Source organism: Streptomyces sp. NPDC024555, assembly GCF_055559335.1.
Genome location: NZ_JBVHKV010000009.1, coordinates 80271 through 97902, shown reverse-complemented (window position 1 = coordinate 97902; position 17632 = coordinate 80271). Strand labels below are relative to the sequence as shown.

10 protein-coding genes are annotated in these 17632 nt (G+C 74.8%); 2 read left to right on the top strand and 8 right to left on the bottom strand.

Going from position 1 to position 17632, the window contains the following annotated elements:
• Positions 1-72: 72 nt before the first annotated feature.
• The 6 genes from ACZ4FH_RS17230 to ACZ4FH_RS17205 all read right to left on the bottom strand — a co-directional run bounded on the left by ACZ4FH_RS17230 (position 73) and on the right by ACZ4FH_RS17205 (position 12577).
• A complete protein-coding gene (locus ACZ4FH_RS17230; RefSeq protein ID WP_467305489.1) occupies positions 73-2229 on the bottom strand; it encodes a glycoside hydrolase family 3 N-terminal domain-containing protein in 2157 nt (718 codons plus the stop codon).
• 136 nt (positions 2230-2365) lie between these two features.
• Complete coding sequence (locus tag ACZ4FH_RS17225; RefSeq protein ID WP_467305488.1) at positions 2366-5590, bottom strand: tetratricopeptide repeat protein; 3225 nt, start codon at positions 5588-5590, stop codon at positions 2366-2368.
• 219 nt (positions 5591-5809) lie between these two features.
• The gene (locus ACZ4FH_RS17220) at positions 5810-7210 is read right to left on the bottom strand and encodes a protein kinase domain-containing protein (protein WP_467305486.1); all 1401 of its coding nucleotides are present in this window, start codon (positions 7208-7210) and stop codon (positions 5810-5812) included.
• Complete coding sequence (locus ACZ4FH_RS17215) at positions 7207-7995, bottom strand: FHA domain-containing protein (RefSeq protein WP_467305485.1); 789 nt, start codon at positions 7993-7995, stop codon at positions 7207-7209. The genes ACZ4FH_RS17220 and ACZ4FH_RS17215 overlap by 4 nt, the downstream gene beginning before the upstream one ends.
• 139 nt (positions 7996-8134) lie before the next feature.
• The gene (locus tag ACZ4FH_RS17210) at positions 8135-9064 is read right to left on the bottom strand and encodes a peptidoglycan DD-metalloendopeptidase family protein (RefSeq protein WP_467305484.1); all 930 of its coding nucleotides are present in this window, start codon (positions 9062-9064) and stop codon (positions 8135-8137) included.
• Positions 9065-9223: 159 nt separating this feature from the next.
• Complete coding sequence (locus tag ACZ4FH_RS17205) at positions 9224-12577, bottom strand: NACHT domain-containing protein (protein ID WP_467305482.1); 3354 nt, start codon at positions 12575-12577, stop codon at positions 9224-9226.
• Positions 12578-12762: 185 nt separating this feature from the next.
• Between ACZ4FH_RS17205 and ACZ4FH_RS17200 the strand changes: the two genes are divergently transcribed.
• Together ACZ4FH_RS17200 and ACZ4FH_RS17195 are read left to right on the top strand one after the other, a co-directional pair.
• Positions 12763-13200, top strand: a complete 438-nt coding sequence (locus ACZ4FH_RS17200) for an MmcQ/YjbR family DNA-binding protein (RefSeq protein WP_467305480.1) — start codon at positions 12763-12765, stop codon at positions 13198-13200.
• A gap of 68 nt (positions 13201-13268) precedes the next feature.
• A complete protein-coding gene (locus ACZ4FH_RS17195; protein ID WP_467305479.1) occupies positions 13269-15284 on the top strand; it encodes a thioredoxin domain-containing protein in 2016 nt (671 codons plus the stop codon).
• Between the two features lie 36 nt (positions 15285-15320).
• On the opposite strand, the gene ACZ4FH_RS17190 is transcribed toward ACZ4FH_RS17195, so the two are convergent.
• Both ACZ4FH_RS17190 and ACZ4FH_RS17185 read right to left on the bottom strand, forming a co-directional pair.
• Positions 15321-15953, bottom strand: coding sequence for a TetR/AcrR family transcriptional regulator (locus ACZ4FH_RS17190; protein WP_467305478.1), 633 nt, complete (start codon positions 15951-15953; stop codon positions 15321-15323).
• Positions 15954-15964: 11 nt separating this feature from the next.
• The gene (locus tag ACZ4FH_RS17185; RefSeq protein ID WP_467305793.1) at positions 15965-17440 is read right to left on the bottom strand and encodes an MFS transporter; all 1476 of its coding nucleotides are present in this window, start codon (positions 17438-17440) and stop codon (positions 15965-15967) included.
• Positions 17441-17632: the final 192 nt, after the last annotated feature.

Genomic DNA, 17632 nt, shown 5'->3' with positions numbered 1-17632 from the left:
CCGGTGTGACGGCGCGCCCGTGGGCGGTACCGGACCCGCCGGTACCGCCCCTCAGTGCGTCGTGCCGCGCGCTCAGCGCACGGTCAGCGTGCGGTACGCGCTCGCCGCGGAGCTGGTGCCCGCGTAGACGTCGATCCGGCCCGGCTCGACGGTGAACGTGCCCGCCGGGTCGTTCGTCCAGAAGCCCAGGTCCTCCGCGCCCAGCCGGAACGTCACCGTGGTGCGCGCCCCCGGCTCCAGTGTCACCCGGGCGAAGCCGCGCAGCCGCCGCACCGGCTGCGCGATGCTCGCCGCCACGTCGTGGACGTAGACCTGGACCACCTCGTCGCCGGTCCGCGCGCCGGTGTTCTCGACGTCCACCGAGACCTCGACGGCCGCACCGCGCTCCAGCTCCGCCACCGTGACCTCCTCGCGGTCCAGCCGGGGCCCGTCCGTGGCGAAGGTCGTGTAGCCCAGCCCGAACCCGAACGGGAACAGCGGACCGTCCTCCAGGTCGAGGTACTTGGAGACGTACTTCTCGTCCGGGACGGCCGGGCGGTAGGGGCGGCCGGTGGACTCGCGGTTGTAGTAGACGGGGATCTGGCCCACGTCGCGCGGGAAGGACACCGGGAGCTTTCCGCCCGGGGCGACCGTGCCGAAGAGCACGTCGGCCACCGCGTGACCGGCCTCGATCCCCGGGTGCCAGGCCTCCAGCACGGCGGGCGCCGACTCCAGCCAGCCGCCGATCGTCAGCGGCCGGCCGTTCAGCAGGACCACCGCGAACGGCTTGCCCGTCGCGGCGACGGCCGCGATCAGCTCCTCCTGCCCGTCCGGCAGCCCGATGGCGCTGCGCACCGCGGCCTCGCCGCTCAGCGCGGGCTCCTCGCCGACGACGACCACGGCGACCTCGGCCGACTCCACGGCGGCGACCGCCTCCGCGACGCCCGGACCGGCCGGGGCGACGACCGTCCCGGCGGCGGCCTCGCGCACCGCGTCCAGGACGGTGACCGAGGGGAAGCGGGTGCCGCCGGGTCCCGCCCAGGTGCCGTGCAGATCGGCGGAGTCCGCCAGCGGGCCGACGACGGCGATCCGGGAGGCGTCCGGGGACAGCGGCAGCACCTCGTCGGTGTTGCGCAGCAGCACCATGGAGCGGGCACCGGCCGTACGGGCCGCGGCGCGCGCCTCGTCGGCCGGGCCGGTGACGGCCGCGGACTCGTCGGCGTACGGCCTCTCGAAGAGGCCCAGCGCGAACTTCAGCCGCAGGATCCGGGCCACCGCGTCGTCCAGCCGGCTCATCTCGACGCGCCCGGCGGCCAGCAGCTCCTCGCCGTGGTCGGCGAGGCGGGTGGAGACCATCTCCATGTCGAGCCCGGCGTTGAGCGCGAGCCGCGCCGCGTCCGGGCCGTCCTCGGCGAAGCCGTGCGCGATCAGCTCCTCGACGCCCGTGTAGTCGCTGACCACGAAGCCGTCGAAGCCCCACTCCTCCTTGAGGATCCGGTTCATCGTGTGGGCGTTGGCGTGCGCGGGGACGCCGCTGACCGTGTTGAAGGCGGCCATGACGGTGGCGACGCCCGCGTCCAGCGCGGCCTTGAACGGCGGCAGGTAGAGGTTGCGCAGCCGCTGCTCGGAGACGTCGACGGTGTTGTAGTCGCGGCCGCCCTCGGCCCCTCCGTACGCGACGAAGTGCTTGGCGCAGGCGGCGACCCGGTCCTTCGAGGCCAGCCCGGAACCGTCGGCCGGGCCCTGGTAGCCGCGGACCCGGGCGACCGCCAGCACGGCGTTCAGATACGGGTCCTCGCCGCTGCTCTCGGCGATGCGGCCCCAGCGGGGCTCGTGGGTGACGTCCATCATCGGCGAGAAGGTCCAGTGGACCCCGTTGCTCCGGGTCTCCCGCGCCGAGACCTCGGCGTCGGACTCGGCGACCGCCGGGTCGAAGCTCGCCGCCTGGGCCAGGGGGATCGGGAAGGTGGTCCAGAAGCCGTGGATGACGTCCAGGCCGAACAGCAGCGGAATGCCGAGCCGGGACTCCTCGACCGCCATCCGCTGGAGCGCGTTGGTGTGCTCCGCGCCGTGGATGTTCAGCACCGAGCCGAGCAGCCCGGCCCGCGCCGCGGCCTCCGTGAGCGCGGTCTGGCCGCCGCCCGGTCCGGTGTCGCCGGTCCAGGTCAGCTGCTGGAGCTGGCCGAACTTCTCGGCGGTCGTCATCCGGCCCAGAAGGGCCTCGACCTGGTCTTCGTACGTGCGCCGCATCCGGGTTCCCTCATGTGTCCCACCGCGTCGGGGCGCGGCGGGTCGGACATTCCTCCCTTCATGTAAGCGCATTCATTTTCTGTGCACAAGGCCGTTCCGGACCGGGGACCGCAGGACCGCGCGGTCTTCCGGGCGGCTACCGGGAGCCCGGGACCGCCACCCCCATCACCTCGCGGGCATGGCGGGCCGGCGTCAGCCCCAGCCGCCACGCCTGCCAGCCGTCCTCCAGGTCCACGCCCCGGTTCAGCACCACCCGGAAGGTCTCCGCGCAGTCCGCCAGCTTCGCGTCCCGGGTCGGATGACCGGCCGCGGCCAGCTCCGCCAGCTCCTGCTGCGCCACCACGGACCCCACCTCGGTCCCGCCCGGCGAGGCGTACGGCAGCAGCGTGCAGCGCAGGAACCGCGCCCAGTCCGCACCCCGCGCGTCCCCGTACGACGTGAACAGCTCCACCGCCTCCCCGCACAGCTCCAGCGCCTGCGGCGCCCGCTCGTTGCCCGCGTCGATCAGCGCCAGCTCCAGGCAGGTCCACGCCTCCCCGTGGGCCACCCCGATCCGCCGGAAGTCGTTGCGGGCGTCCACCAGCAGCTGACGGGCGAAACCGGAATTGCGCAGGTTCCCCGTCTGCGCGGCCCGCTGGTCGCGGGTCACCCGCCCCGAGTGGTGCCGCGCGCACGCCAGCCCGTACACGTCCCGCATCCGCGAGAACATCGTCCGGGCCCGCTCCAGATGGCGCACGGCCCGGTCGCCGTCGCCGCTCTCCTCCAGCGCCTGGCCCAGGTAGTACAGCGTCCACGCCTCGCCGCGCGCGTCCTCATTGTCGCGGTGCCGGGCCAGCGCCGCGTTCAGCCCCTCCACCGCGGGCGCCGGCTCGCCGTCCACCAGCCGGGCCCGCGCCAGCTGCGTCAGCGCCCACGCCTCACCGCGCTCGTCGCGCGTCTGCCCGTACAGATCCAGCGCTCTGCGCAGCGCCGTCTCCGCCGGCGCCACCTCACCCGTCCGCAACCGCACCTGCCCCAGCTGGAACTGGGTCCACGCCTCGCCGTGCAGCGACTCGCCCTCGCGGTGCAGCACCAGCGCCGTGTCCAGCAGCTCCAGCGCCTCCGCCAGATTCGCCCGGTCGCGCTCCACCGCGCCCAGCGCGTGCAGCGACCACGCCCGGTCCGCCGCCTGCGCGTCCGGGGCCTGCAGCCCGATCGCCTCGCGCAGCCGCGCCGAGGCCTCCACCAGATTGCCCTGGTGGTGCAGGGTGATCCCCAGCGAGCACAGCGCCAGCGCCGTCCCCGCGTCGTGGTGCGCCTCCCGGTACAGCCCGACGACCGACGCCAGCGTGGTCCGCGCCTTGTCCAGCTCGCCGAGCTGACGGGCCGCGATCCCGGTCCGCCACTGCACCGAACGCTCCAGCAGCCCCTGGTCCACCGCCTGGGTCAGCTCGCTTATCTCACCGAGCCGGTACAGATCGCCGCGCAGCAGGCAGTAGTCGCACAGCGCGCCCAGCAGCTCCAGCACCGCGCCCTGGTCGACGCCCTCGCTGTGCCGGAGCGCGGAGGTGATGAAGCTCGACTCGTCGTCCAGCCAGCGCAGCGCCGCGTCCAGCGAAGGGAAGCCGTACGAACCGAACTGCCCGGCCCGCGTGGACATCTTGCCGTCCACCATCCGGATCACCGCGCCCGCCAGCTCCGCGTAGTTCGCGATCAGCCGCTCCTGCGCCGCCGTACGCTCCGCGGCCTCCTCCTCGTCGTGCAGCCGGGCCAGCGCGAAGCCCCGCACGAGATCGTGCAGCCGGTAGCGCGAACCGCGCACCCGGTCCAGCAGACCGGCCTCCGCCAGCCCCGTCAGCAGCCGCTCCGCCTCCTGCTCGTCCGCCGCCAGCAGCGCCGCTGCCGCCGCCGCGCCCAGACTGGCCCGCCCGGCCAGCGCCAGCCGCCGCAGCAGCCGGCGCCCCTGCTCGGACTGGTCCGTGTAGCGCAGCCAGAGCGCCCGCTCCACCGGTTCCACCGGGCCGTACGCGGCGAGACCGGCGGCCAGCGCGCCCGGTGTGCGCGGCCCCAGCGCCGACCCCGCGACGCGCAGCGCCAGCGGCAGCCCGCCGCACAGCTCGGCGATCGCCTCACTGGACGGGTAGTCGTACGGCGCCCCCGCGTCCTCCCGCGACACCGCGCGCAGCAGCTCCTCCGCGCCCGCCGCGTCCAGCGCCCCGACCTCCAGCTGGTGCACCCGGGCGGGCACGGACTGCGGCAGGGCCAGCCGTTCGCGCGCGGTGACCAGGACCAGGCTGTCCGAACGCTCCGGGATCAGCGTGCGCACCTGCTCCGCGTCGCTCGCGTCGTCCAGGACGACGGCCACCGGGGTGCCCGTCAGATGCTGGTGGTACAACTCGCCCAGCCGGCGCACCTGCTGCTCGCCCGAGGCACCGTCCCGGAACAGCAACTGCTCGCGCGGCGCGCCCAGCCGGTTCAGCAGATGCAGCAGCGCGTCCCGGGTCGGCAGCGGCGGCTCCCCGTCCGCACCGCCCCGCAGATCCACCACACAGGCACCCCGGAACTGGTCCTTCAGCGCGTGCGCCGCCCGCACGGCCAGCGTGGTGCGCCCGGCGCCCGGCGGCCCGTACAGCACCACGACCGTCGGCCTCGTCTCCGTCGAGGCACGGCCCTCCCGCACCCACCGGCCGATCTGCTCCAGCTCCGCCCGCCGCCCCGCGAACACCCCGTCCTCCGACGGCAGATGGCCGAAGGACTGCTCCAGGAGCGACCGGGTGCGCGCGGCCGCGCTGCGGTCCTGCCCGCGCAGCGGGGCCGTCCGGGCGGCGGCCTTCTTCGCCTTCGCCGGTGTACGGGAGGAGGCGAGCAGCATCCGCTGCTGGTCGAGGAAGGGCCGGATGCCCCGCACCTCCAGCGCCGTCAGCCACTGCAGCCTCAACTGCTCGGTGCCGCCCGGCTGTCCGGCCGCACCGGCCCTGCGGTGCGCGGCCGGCCAGTGCGAGGCGGTCACCTTCGCCACGGTGGTCGCCGCGCCCGCGACCGCCACGACGGCCCCCGCCCCGAGCGCCGGACCCGCCGCCGTGCCGAGCACCACGTCGGCGCCGAACGCGGCCACCGCGGCCACCCCGGTGACCAGCAGCGGGGTGCTCAGCGTGGCCCGGTTGAGCCGGTGCGCCAGGGGCCGTTCCCCGGCCGCCGCCGCGTCGAGCGCGGCGGTGTACACCGCGTACTCCTCGGCCGCCCCGTCCGCCAGCGCGTCCAGCGCGCCCCGGCCGCGCGACATCAGCGTCCCCGCGTCCGCCCGGCCGCCGGAGCGGCGCACCTCCTCCTCCACGGCCCGAGCCAACAGCCGTTCGACTTCCGCGCGGTGGCTGTCCCGCATGTGTGTCCCCCTCCGGATACGACGACGGCCGGCGGTGTCCGCGGGCGCCGGGCCCCCGGGTGCCGTGCGCGGGCGCGGGGGAGCGCGACGGGCCGGGCGGGCGCGCGCGAGGGCGGCCCCGCCGAATCGTCTGGAACGTGAGACTTCCCCGTAACTCCCGCGGCATGCCGGTCATTTCCGTACGGAGGCGGGGAGGTCCGTTCGGGGGACGGCACGTTCTCAGAGGGAGCAGCTCTTCGCCCAGGTGTGGGAGCGGACGGGCGAGGACGGGGCGAGGTCGTGCCGTTCGCCGCGCCGTACGCAGCCGAGCCGCCGGTTCAGGCCCGCCTCCGCGAAGTACGCGACGTCGACGAAGCCCTTGGGATCGGGCACCCCGTTGTTGAAGATCGAGCGCGGTGGCTGCCCGGACGCCCAGGAGCAGTCGTTCTCGCCGTCCGACCAGTCGGGGTCGTCGCCGATCCAGGAGCACATCGCGCCCCGCCCCTGCGCCTCGGCGAAGAAGCAGACGGACTCCGGGGCGCAGCGCTCGTAACCGGTGGCGGTGCGCGCCGCCCCGGGACGCGGCTCCGCGGCGGGCCCCGCGCCGGTGCGCTGCCGCAGGGACGGCGCCTCGTCCGGCAGGATCCACGTCCCCAGACCGGCCGCCAGGGCCAGCACCCCGGCGGCCGCCGCGAGCAGCGGGCGGCGCCTCCGGCCGGGGCGCGCCACCCGGCCCGCCGCCGCGTCCGAGGCCCGCCGCAGCAGGGACGCCGCGTCGTGCGGGGCCCGTTCCTCGTGCGTACGGCTGAGGCAGTCGCGCACGATCTCCCGCCAGGGCCCGCGCAGCGCGGGCGACAGGCGCAGCTCCTCGGCGCCCCGCGCGTAGCGCGCCACCGCGTCGCGGCGGGCGGCCGGGGTCCCGCCGGGCAGCGGGAAGGAGCCGGTCAGCACCAGATGGGCCAGCACCCCGAAGGCCCAGACGTCCGCCGTCGGCCGGATCCGCATGCCGCGCTCACCGATCTCCGACCAGAGCAGCTCGGGCGGGGTGTAGTCGGCCGTGGCGAAGGCGGGGGAGTAGGCGTGCGTCCCTTCCAGCTCGGCGGCCATGTTGAAGTCGCCGAGCCGGGCCGTGCCGTCCGCCATCAGCAGCACATTGCCCGGTTTGAGGTCCCCGTGCACCCAGCCCGCGCCGTGCAGCTGCTCCAGCCCCTCGCAGATCTGCGCGAGCAGCGCGGGCCCTCCGGCGGGCGCGGGCTCCTTCGCCAGCAGGGTGTCCAGGGAGCCCCGCGCCTCCTCGAGGACGAGGACGGTCGCGCCGTCCAGCTCCGGGTGGTCGGCCGCGTCGACCGTCAGCGCGTCGTGCATCCGGATCAGCCGGGGCGAGCGCAGCCGGCTCAGCAGGGCCACCTCGCGCTCGGCCAGCTCCCGCAGATGGCGCAGCTGGCGCGGGGTGTGCGTGCCGGTCGGCAGGAACTTCAGCGCGGCACGGGCCGGCCGGGACGCCGGATCCCGGTGCCTGGCCGCGTACACATGGCCGAACGCCCCCGCGCCCAGCGGGGTTTCGACGATCCACGGCCCGATCCGGTAGCCGGCCGGGACGGACGCCACGCTGTACGGCTCCCCGGGCCGCCGCCCGGTCACCGCTCCGGGCCCGTCGCCGGAAGCGCCAGGGCGGAGAGATCGTCCTCGCGCACCAGGTCGAAGCGGAGCGCGAGGGCGACGAGCGTCTCCTTCTTGCCGTTGAGACGCGGGCCCGGCTCACAGGTGTCCGGCCCCGGTTTCAGCCGCAGCTTCACCGCCAGATAGTCGATGTTCCACTGCACGGCCGCCCGGGTGGCCGCCGGCCACCCCGGCCGCAGCCGCTCGACGACCTGCTCCACGGTCGGCAGCGGGGCGTACGGTTCGCCGCGCAGCCGGGGCTCGCACAGCGCGGTCAGCACGGTGAAGTACCGCTTGGAGCGGTCCAGCGGGAAGGCCGTCGCGGTCGGCTCCCCGGCCCGGCCGTCCGGCGGTCCGCCGGGGCCGGAGCCGTCCGCCGGTTCGGCGTAGTCGTGCCGGGGCGCCCACACGTCGAAGCTCAGCAGTTCGCTCCCGGCGGGCAGGACCACCCGGGAGAACTCGAACGCCACCGGGGCGGCCAGCCGACCGGGCCCCACCTTGATGTGCTCCCCGGCACCCTCCGGGTTCTCGACCGCGTAGGTGGCCGTACGGCTCAGATTGCTGAGCGACCAGAAGGTGCCGGACGCGTGGATCTCGCCCGCCGCGCGCGAGACGCCGTCATGCGGAATGGCCAGGACGGGGGACGGACCGGCGCCCGCGTCCGAGGACGGCGCGGCCCGGCCGAAACGGAGACTCTCCCCCGGTGCCAGATGGACCTTTCCGCGGGGATCCATACCGGGCCCGGGTACCACGACGATGGTGTACATGGACTGATTCCTTCCCCCGAGGTGCGCCCAGAGGATAGGAAACGCCGATAAATATCCGCATGACGCGCAGGCCGGGACCGGACCGCGGACGGACGCCGCGCGGCCGCCCCGGACCCGGCCTCACCGGTCTGTCACACCGTCAGCACTCCCCTCGCCAGCGGAAACCGCTGATCGTCCGCCCGCCGGACGCGAAGTTCCCGCGCCCCTCGTCCCAGCCGACGTGGAGGCACTGCCCGCCGCCCTCGGCGAAGTTCACCTGAACGTGGTCATAACCCGGTTGGGGATTACCGTTGTTGTAGTACGACTTGCGCAGCCCGCAGGTGCTGCTGGGCTCGTCCCGCTCCGACCGGCAGACCGAACCCGTGCCGTCGGTCCCCGAGTAGAAGCACACGTACCCGGCCGGGCAGTTCTGCCAGGCGGGTGTCCCCGAGCAGTTCCTGCTGGTGACGGCCGCCCACTCCTGGTTGACGCCCGAGTACCGCACCCCGTCGAAGCTCACCGGCACCCGGTGCCGTTCGTCGGTGAAGTCCCCCGACTCCAGATAGCGCTGCTCGTAGTGCAGATGCGCCCAGTCGGACGCCCCCGTCGTGCCGATGCGCGCGATCTGCGTGGACGCGGTCACCGCCTGCCCCTTGCGCACATACGTGTCGGGCGCGTCCTTCAGGTGGTAGTACGCGGTGAACCAGCCGTTGCCGTGGCTGATCTGGATGGTGTTCCCGGACCCGTTGTCCACGTACGTGGCGGACACGGTGCCCGCCGCCGCGGCCAGCACCGGCCTGCCGTCGGACCCGGTGTTGTTCTCCACGACGATGTCCAGGGCCGGACTGTGCGCGGAGCCGTACGTGTTCAGCTGCCACCGGGTGCCGCACGGGAACGGCATCTGGAACACCGGTTCGGCGGCGGCCCCGGCCCTCGCCCCGGCCGCTCCGGCCGTGCCCCCGGCCGGATCCGTGGCCGAGGCCGTCACGGCACCGGCCACCAGCCCGGCCGTCGCCAGCCCGGCGACGAGCACGGCCCGCAGCCGCCCCGCCCACCGGGGCCGTGTCCGCCCGTGTACGCGATGAAGCATGATCTCCCCCTGGTTCTCCGCTCGCTCCGCGCCGGTCCCCGCCGACGAGGAGCACCGCCCCGGGTGCGCCGGGCACGACGGAACACATGCTGGGGGAGGGGCGCGGACCGCGGCACCTCACAGGTGCGAGGGTGGGGCGGCCCGCGCGCACCGGCCCCCTCAGGTGCGCAGCAGGACCAGCGCCTCGCCGGGGAGCAGCGTGCCGTCCGCGCGGTCCTGGAGCACGCTGACGGCGGTGGCGACGGACCGGGCCGGCTCCGTCACCCGCGCATGGCCGTGGTGCCGGCCGACGGCGCACAGGACGAGCGCACCGCACCGCAGCACGGTGGCGGTCCGTCCGCTGCCGTGCCGCCACTGCGCCGGATCGGCGGCCAGGTCCCGCATGCGCTCCGCCAGGCCGAGCGCCGTGTGCCACCACGAGGAGACCTCCTCGCTGCGGGGCGCCTCCTCGCCGAGTGCGCGGCACAGCTGTTCCAGACCGTCGTGCAGCGCGTCGGGGACGTACGACCAGGGCTCCTGGAACGCGTGGCGGGCCGCGCTGTCCGCGCAGATGCCCCGCACGGAGGCGACGAGGTCCCCGGACTGCGGCTCGACGACCGACGCCAGGCGCAGGGTGAGCGCGGCCACCCCGTCCGCCAGGGCGCCGGCGTCCCCGTCCAGCGCCGGATGGAGCGCGAGGTCGTGCGCGGGAACGGCCGCCGTCCGTTCGGACAGCGTGCCCGTGAGCGAGCGGACGACGTCGAGGGCGAGCCCCAGACCGAGGAGCAGGGCGGGATCGTGACCGCGGTCGTCGTCGTGCGGGAAGGCGAGGGGCCGCGCCAGCTCATGGGCGTGGTCGAGGACCTGTTCCAGCTCCGGGAGCCGGGCCTCGCCGCGGTGCTCGCCGTCCCCGGGAGGCGCACCGCCGCTCCCCTCGGCCCCGGCGAGGGCGACGACCCGGGTCACCAGGCCCTCCAGCGCGGTGCGGGAGGCGTCGCGCAGCGCCTCGGCGAGCGCGTGGTGGACCTGCCGCACGGACGGGCCCGGCGGCGCGGCGTCCAGGCTCCGCAGCCGCAGGTCCTCCACCGCCAGCTCCCGGCACAGCGTCAGATAGCGGGCGAAGGAGGGGAGGTCACGGCATGCGGCGAGGGCGTCCGCGGTCTCGGCCAGCTGGACGGAGACCTGGTGCGCGACCACGTCGCCGCCCCTGTCGCGCAGCTCCCCGAGGACCGCCCGCACCGCCGACCGCACCCGTGCCGTGTCCGGGACGGGGCGCGGCGGCGGAGCGGTGGCCGGCAGCCGCTCCCGCAACCCCCGGCACAGCGCCAGCAGCGTCGTGGTGGCCCCGGCCCGGAGCACCTCGCCGTCGTCCGGCCCCAGCCGGCGCTCCGTACTGTCCCGGGTCGCGTCGAAGGGGTGGCCCATGCCCTCCGGCACCCACAGCACGAGGGGCGCGCCGGGGTCGGCGCCCCGCGTCCAGGCGCAGTGATCACCCGGCTCCAGCACCGTCTGGATACCGGACGTCGTCAGATGCTCCGGGGACGGCAGCCGGTACGTACTGCTGCCTCCCACCAGGTCGTTGACCCAGTCGACGAACGTACGGGCGGCACCCGCCGTCACCCCCCTGGCGACGGCGTGCTCACCCGCGCCGGCGTCCGCCCGCCCGTACAGGGGCAGATGCGGATGGGCGCTCTCGAAGAGCCCGTACAGCCCCCGCAGCACCGGACGGCTGACGACCAGCGTGTCGTCGGCGAGCCGCACCACGTCCCGCAGCTCCCGCGCCACGGTGATGGCCGCCATCTGGCGCCAGCGCGGGGAGCCGACCGGCGCCCGCAGGGCCTGCTCGCGGATCGACTCCAGCCGCTGCCGGACCGCCGGCTGAAGCGTCGCCGCCTCGTCGAAGCAGTCGAACGCCAGGCCCAGCGCCTGGACACCGCCGTCGTCCAGACACGCCTCCACCACCGTGCTCGGATCGGTGCGCGCCGCCCACAGCAGCGTCGTCTCCCGCCACCACGGGTCGGTGACGTGCCGGGCCAGCGTGCCGCGCAGTCCGTGCTCCCGGATGTGCGAGGCCGCCAGATGCTCCTGGAGCGTGAAATGGGCGAACGAGCACAGGCCCAGCTCCCGTTCGACCATCAGCCCGCTCACGATCACCGGCCCCAGGAAGTCCCGGGCCGTGCCCGCGAAGCCGACGAGGCCGAGCGCCGGGCGCAACAGCTCCTCCGCCCGCTCCTCGGGCAGATCGCGGATGCGCTCCTCCATCATCGTGAACGCCAGCCGGCGCAGCACGATCTCCTTCTGCACCCCGGTCGGCTCCTCGGCGGCGGGGGAGAGGCGCTTGGCCTCCTGCCGGCGCCACAGCAGCACCTCGACGATCGCGGTGTACAGCTCGGCCCGGCTGCCGGGCAGCGCGCCCCGGTACCGGTGCACATTGGCGATCATCGTCAGGATCAGCGGATTGGACGCGATGTCGAACAGCATGGGCCGGCTGCGCAGCCGCTCCAGCAGATCGTCCGCGTGCCGTCCGGCCAGCCGGGTCACCCCGGCGTCGTCCGTACCGGTGCTGATCCGCTCCACCGCCTGGTACCAGCGGTGCACGAAACGCTCGATCTGCTCCCCGGTGAAACGCCGCACCTGAAGCACCCGCGCACGGTTCATCGGCGCCGACTGGTAGCCGTGCGGACGCGAGGTGATCACCCAGTCGTTGTCCGGGAAGCGCGCGATCTGCCCCTCCACCCACGCCACGATCCCCTGCCGGTCCTCGCTGCGCGCCACCTCGTCGAGCCCGTCCAGCATCACCACGCACCGGCCCCGGTCCAGCTGCGCCTCGAACCAGCCGGCCGGCTCGCGCGGCCCGAGCCCGCCCAGCGAGCAGCGGATCCGCTCGGGCAGCGACACCAGCGGATCGGCCGCCACCGCCGCCGCGTGGTCACGCAGCGCCAGCAGCACCGGAAGCGTGCGCGGCCCCGCCTTCCGGCGCGCCGTCGCCAGCCGGACCGCGGTGTGCTCCAGCAGCGTCGTCTTGCCCGTCCCCGGCGCCCCCACGACGGCCAGGACCACGGGCTCCGGGGCCCGCAGCAGCTCCTGCAACGAGGTCCGCGCCGTTTCCGTACGGGCCGATTCCGTACGCGCCACGGCCGTCAGCGCCCCGTCGGCCGTCACATCGTGCAGCGGCCGCGGTACGAGACTGACGTCCACGAACACCTCCTGGAGCCGGGGCAGCTGCGCCCCGCGCGTCGCCAGCCCCTTCAGGTCCGTGAAGCGGTGCTCGTGCTCCACCAGCGCCCGGTAGTCCCGCTCGAACCGCGAGAACCGCCGCCCGACCCACCCCTCGAACCCGTCGGCCGCCCGCGTCACCCACCGCCCCTGCAACTCCCCGAACACCTTCCCGGCGAACGCCGCCCCCGCCAGGAACCCCTCCCACCCCAGCGCCAGCACCACGGCCGCCACCGGATGACGCTCCACGAAGCCCCAGAACCGCGCCGCCAGCCCCACCGGCAACGCCGCCCCCACCAGCAGCACGACCCGCGACAACGCCTTCGGCCCACCGCTCCACACCCCGACCCCGCCCCCTCCGCCCGCCCCGTCGATCCACCCCCAGGATCCCGTACAACCGCCGCCGCGGGGCGAGTTGACCCCCTCCCGTGGCGCCTCCGGCCGGAAGCACCGCCCCGTGGCACGATGCCCATGACCCGCCCGGTCGACGAGCAGGAGGCCCCGTGCCCCACCCCCTGATGTTCGAGGACGACGACCCCTACCTGGTACGGCTGCGCCGGACGGCCCTCGCCTTCCCCGACGCCGAGGAACGGATCGCCCACGGCCGCCCCGGCTTCCGCGCCGGCAAGTACTTCGCCTGGTACGGCGGCACCACCAAGGGAACCGCCACCACCCGCACCCGCTACGACCAGGCCCTCCTCGTCCTCCCCGACGAGCCCGACCGCCCCGCCCTCACCCAGGACCCCCGCTTCTTCACCCCCGCCTACCTAGCCCCCTCCGGCTGGATCGGCCTCGACCTCACCGCCGGCAGCACCGTCCCGCCCGACGAGGTCGACTGGCAGGAGATCACCGAACTCCTCGACGCGTCGTACCGGCGGGTGGCGGGGGTGCGGCGGGTGGCGCGGCTCGATGCGGGGGGCGGGGCGGCGGGGCGCACCTGAACCAGGGCCCGCACCCTCCGCCCCGTGGCGCGCGGGTATCACGTCGGCAGGTGCGTGAGGATGGGGGCATGGCGAACCGACTTGCGCAGTCCACCTCCCCGTATCTGCTTCAGCACGCGGACAACCCCGTCGACTGGTGGGAGTGGTCACCCGAGGCGTTCGAGGAGGCCGAGCGGCGGGATGTGCCGGTGCTGTTGAGCGTGGGGTACTCCGCGTGTCACTGGTGCCACGTCATGGCGCACGAGTCGTTCGAGGACGGGGCGACGGCCGCGTACATGAACGCGCACTTCGTGAACGTGAAGGTCGACCGCGAGGAGCGGCCGGATGTGGACGCGGTGTACATGGAGGCGGTGCAGGCGGCGACGGGGCAGGGGGGATGGCCGATGACGGTGTTTCTGACGCCGGGGGCGGAGCCGTTCTACTTCGGGACGTATTTTCCGCCGGAGTCGCGGCACGGGATGCCGTCGTTCCGGGAGGTGCTCGAAGGGGTGGCGGGGGCCTGGACGGAGCGGCGGGAGGAGGTCGGGGAGGTGGCCGGGCGGATTGTGCGGGACCTGTCCGAGCGGAGTCTCGCGCACGGGGGCGACGGGGTGCCGGGGGAGCCGGAGCTGGCGCAGGCGCTGCTGGGGCTGACGCGGGAGTACGACGCGACGTACGGGGGGTTCGGCGGGGCGCCGAAGTTCCCGCCGGCGATGGTGGTCGAGTTCCTGCTGCGGCACCATGCGCGTACGGGGGCCGAGGGTGCGCTGCAGATGGCGGCCGACACCTGCGAGGCGATGGCGCGCGGCGGGCTGTACGACCAGCTGGGCGGAGGGTTCGCGCGGTACTCGGTGGACCGCGAGTGGATCGTGCCGCACTTCGAGAAGATGCTGTACGACAACGCGCTGCTCTGCCGCGCGTACGCGCATCTCTGGCGGTCGACCGGGTCGGAGTCCGCCCGGCGGGTGGCGCTGGAGACGGCCGACTTCATGGTGCGGGAGCTGCGGACCGCCGAGGGCGGCTTCGCCTCCGCGCTGGACGCGGACAGCGAGGACGGGGAGGGGCGGCACGTCGAGGGGGCGTACTACGTGTGGACGCCGGCCCAGCTGCGTGAGGTGCTGGGGGAGGAGGACGCGGCCTTCGCGGCGGCGTACTTCGGGGTGACGGAGGAGGGGACCTTCGAGGAGGGCGCCTCCGTGCTGCGGCTGATGCCGACCGGAGTGGTGGACGCGGACCGGGCCGCCGATGTGCGGGCCCGGCTGCTCGCCGCCCGCGAGCGGCGCGCGCGGCCCGGCCGGGACGACAAGATCGTCGCGGCCTGGAACGGGCTGGCGATCGCGGCGCTCGCCGAGACGGGGGCCTACTTCGACCGGCCCGATCTGATCGAGCGCGCCACGGAGGCCGCCGACCTGCTGGTCAGGCTCCACATGGGCCCCGTCGCCCGGCTGGTGCGCACCTCCAAGGACGGCCGCGCCGGGGAGCACGCCGGGGTCCTGGAGGACTACGGCGATGTCGCGGAGGGCTTCCTCGCCCTGGCGTCGGTCACCGGGGAGGGGGCCTGGCTGGAGTTCGCCGGGTTCCTGCTGGACATCGTGCTCCAGCACTTCCGGGGCGAGGGCGGCCAGTTGTACGACACCGCGGACGACGCCGAGCAGCTGATCCGCCGCCCGCAGGACCCCACGGACAGTGCCACCCCGGCCGGCTGGACGGCGGCGGCCGGTGCGCTGCTCTCGTACGCGGCGTACACCGGATCCGAACCCCACCGGATCGCCGCCGAGGGCGCGTTGGGCGTCGTCAGGGCGCTCGGGCCGCGTGCGCCCCGGTTCATCGCCTGGGGGCTCGCGGTCGCCGAGGCGCTGCTCGACGGACCCCGCGAGGTGGCCGTCGCCGGGCCGGTGGGCGGCGAGCTGCACCGTACGGCACTGACCGGGACGGCGCCCGGAGCGGTCGTCGCGGCCGGGGAGACCGCCGGGGCGGAGTTCCCCCTGCTCGCCGACCGGCCCACGACGGGCGGTGCGCCGACCGCCTACGTCTGCCGGCACTTCGTCTGCGAGGCCCCGACCACCGACCCCGAGGTACTGGCCCGCGCGCTCGGCGGTCGGTGAGGAGGGAACAGGGAGGAGAGGGAACGGGCCGCGTTGTCAGAGGCGCAGGCCGTTGCCCAGGGCCTCCAGCGCCTCGTCGATCATCGCCAGCAGATCGCCCCGCTGGCCCTGCTCGCCCCAGTACAGCGTGACCTCCCGCAGCGCGCTCAGCACCGCCGCGACGAAGATCCGGACGCGCAGGTCGTCCGCGTCGCGGCCGGTGCGGTCGGCGAGCACCCGGGCGAGCATCCTCGCCGTGTCCGACATGGTCTCCGTCATCCGGGCCCGGACGGAGGGGATCTCGACCATCAGCCGGGTGCGCTGGCGCAGTTCCTCGTCCTCCGAGGTGATGAACTGCCCCAGCGCCTCGTGCATCATCAGCCGCAGCGACTCCAGCGGCGGTTCGTCCGCCGGACGGCCGCGCAGCACGGCCTCCATGAGCGGGTCGTACTCGTCGGTGAGGACGATGTCCTCCTTGGTCGCGAAGTAGCGGAACACGGTGCTCGGCGAGACCTCCGCCGCCTCCGCGATCTGCTCGATCGTCGTCGCCTCGTACCCCTGCGCCTCGATCAGCCGGTACGTGGCCCGACGGATCGCGACGCGGGTCTTGAGCTTCTTGCGCTCACGCAGCCCCATCGGGGGCTGCGCCCCGGCTGCGGCGAAGGAGGGGGTACGGGAGGAGGCGGCCATGGGCGCCATTGTCAGGCATCGACCGGTGTCCCGGCCACGTCGGCGGTGCGGCCGGCCGGCCGGTCCGCCGGGGGCAGGAACGCCCCGACCAGCAGCGCACCGGCCAGGGCGGTGGCCGCGACGACGACGAGGACCAGGCTCATCCCGTGCAGGTACGCCGCGTCGGCGGAGTCGGCGAGCCGCTGTGCGCCGAGCCGGGCGGCGACGGCGTGGGCGGCGACGACGGAGTCCCCCGCGGTGTCCGCGGCGGCGGCCGGCACTCCGGTGGTGTCGAGCCGGTTCCCGTAGGCCGCCGCGAGCACGCTGCCCAGCAGGGCGATGCCGAGGGCGCTGCCGGTCTGGCGGACGGTCATCAGCAGTCCCGAGCCCCGGCCCGCCCGGTCCGCGGGCAGGGCGCCGAGCGCCGCGTCCATCGAGGGGACGACCGCGAAGCCGAAGCCGATCCCGGCGACGGAGAGCCACAGGGCGGTGAAACCGTATCCGCTGTCGACGGTCGTACGGCTGCCGAGCAGCGCGGCGAAGGCGAGGACGGCGAGCCCGGCGGCGATGGTGGCGCGGGCCCCGAACCGGGCGGTGACCGGTGCGCCGGCCTTGGCGGTGACCACCAGGCCGCCCATCAGCGGCAGGATCCTGAGACCGGTGCCGAAGGCGTCGTGACCGAGGACGGCCTGGAGGTAGCCGGGCAGGACGAACATCAGCCCGGCGAGCACGAACATCACCAGGGTCGCGGCGAGCGTGCTCAGCAGGAACGTCCGCTGCCGCAGCAGGCCCAGGTCGAGCATGGGGACCGCGGTGCCGCGCTCGCGTACGACCAGGCAGCCGAGCAGCGCCGCGCCGGCCGCCGCCGTGGCGAGGACCAGCGGGTCGCCCCAGCCCCGGCCCGGGGCCTCGATGATCGCGTAGATCAGGGCGCCGAGGCCCGTCGCGGTGAGCGCGGTGGAGACGGGGTCGACGGGGGGTGCCGCCGGGTCGCTGGTCTCGGGGAGCAGGAAGACGCAGGCGGCGATTCCGAGCGCGACCATCGGCACGTTGACCAGGAAGACCGAGCCCCACCAGAAGTGGTCGAGCAGCCAGCCGCCGACGACCGGGCCGAGCGGCATCCCGATCGCGGAGGCGGCCGAGACGATGCCGACGGCCTTGATCCGGTCCTCCGGTTCACCGAAGAGCGAGGGCAGGACGGACAGGGCCAGCGGCATGACGAACGCGGCTCCGGCGCCCATGACGCAGCGCGCCGCCACGACGGCGGGCACCCCGTCCGCCAGGACGCCGACGAGGCTGCCGGCCAGGAAGACGGCGAGTCCGCAGATCAGCATCCGGCGGCGGCCGAAGCGGTCGCCGAGCAGTCCCGCCGGGAGCATCAGGGCGGCGAACACCACCACATAGGCGTCGGCCATCCACTGCTGTTCGCCCGTCGTGGCGCCGAGATCGCCCGCGAGGGTCGGCAGCGCCACATTGAGGATCGTCATGTCGAAGCCGAGGACGAGCATGCTCGCCACCAGGGCTCCCAGGGCCCACCACCGTCGTGTCACCGTACGTCCACCCCGTTCATTTGTGAGAGTTGCAGTCAAGTGAAAGTAACTCTCAAAAGGTGGTGGATGTCAACGTGCTGCGTCCGGACGCGGGGGGCGGTGGTGCCCGGGAACGCGGAAGGGCCGCGGCTCGGAAGCCGCGGCCCTGTC